Annotated in this window: 1 protein-coding gene; it reads left to right on the top strand. The window is 46.9% G+C overall.

Annotated features, from left to right (window positions below; translation table 11 throughout):
* A partial coding sequence (locus QUB64_RS01465) for a CHAT domain-containing protein (protein ID WP_333393935.1) occupies positions 1-565 on the top strand: 565 nt, incomplete at its 5' end.
* Between the last annotated feature and the right edge of the window lie 903 nt (positions 566-1468).

Genomic DNA, 1468 nt, shown 5'->3' with positions numbered 1-1468 from the left:
GGGAGGGGTTCCCAATCAAACTCCCCCCCTTACCAAGGGGGGGCTGGGGGGGGTTCCCTCCGAAAACAAAAGTTATATTCGTTCCCGCCGAGGCGAAACCTTCGACATCGCAGAATGCCTGACGCTGACAGAAATCTTCGATTTGCAGTTAAGTAAGTGCCGTTTAGTAGCCCTTTCTGCCTGCGAAACTGGGTTAACCGATGCCAGAAATACCACAGATGAGTATATCGGATTGACTAGCGGTTTTTTCTATGCCGGGGCGACGAGTGTACTCAGCACTTTGTGGGCTGTCAATGATGTATCTACCGCGATTTTAATGATAAAATTTTATGAGCTTTTTCGTTCAGAGAATCAGCCTGCTGTGTCTGTCGCTTTGCGCGAGTCTCAGTTGTGGTTGCGGGATTTAAGCATAGGAGATTTGCTAAAATGGACAGCAGCGTCGAAGTTCCTGAGTAGCGAACACAAGCAGAAAATTAAAAACAGATACAGTCGCGGTTACAAACAGGATTATCAACCTTACCAATCCCCCATGTACTGGGCGGCTTTCTGCGCGGTTGGACAATAAGTTTTATCGTGTGGTGAGGGATCGAAAGCGATCCAAAATATCTGGTTAAACAGATATAATTGTGGTAGGGGCGGGTTCGCCAATGTATCCAGCAAAAAACGATAAATCTCATAAACCCGCCCCTGCCTCATCGTGGGGTGGGGGCGGGTTTATTAGTTTGTTTGTCCTAGTTAAGATGGTTGGTGAACCCGCCCCTACAGGCCGATCGAAAATGATCCAAAATATCTGGTTAAATAGATATAATTGTGGTAGGGGCGGGTTCGCCAAGGTATCCAGAAAAAATGATAAATATGATAAACCCGCCCCGGCTTCATCGTGGGGTGGGGGCGGGTTTATTAGTTTGTTTGTCCTAGTTAAGATGGTTGGTGAACCCGCCCCTACAGGCCGATCGAAAATGATCCAAAATATCTGGTTAAATAGATATAATTGTGGTAGGGGCGGGTTCGCCAAGGTATCCAGAAAAAATGATAAATATGATAAACCCGCCCCGGCTTCATCGTGGGGTGGGGGCGGGTTTATTAGTTTGTTTGTCCTAGTTAAGATGGTTGGTGAACCCGCCCCTACAGGTCGATCGAAAACGATCCAAAATATCTGGTTAAATAGATATAATTGTGGTAGGGGCGGGTTCGCCAAGGTATCCAGAAAAAATGATAAATATGATAAACCCGCCCCGGCTTCATCGTGGGGTGGGGGCGGGTTTATTAGTTTGTTTGTCCTAGTTAAGATGGTTGGTGAACCCGCCCCTACAGGCCGATCGAAAACGATCCAGAATATCTGGTTAAATAGATATAATTGTGGTAGGGGCGGGTTCGCCAAGGTATCCAGAAAAAAATGATAAATATGATAAACCCGCCCCGGCTTCATCGTGGGGTGGGGGCGGGTTTATTAGTTTGTTTGTCCTAG

Origin of the sequence: Microcoleus sp. Aus8_D2 (assembly GCF_036702665.1) — a bacterium.
Taxonomy (GTDB): Bacteria; Cyanobacteriota; Cyanobacteriia; order Cyanobacteriales; family Microcoleaceae; genus Microcoleus.
The sequence above is the reverse complement of the archived record's forward strand: the minus strand, read 5'-3'. Positions and strand labels throughout refer to the sequence as shown.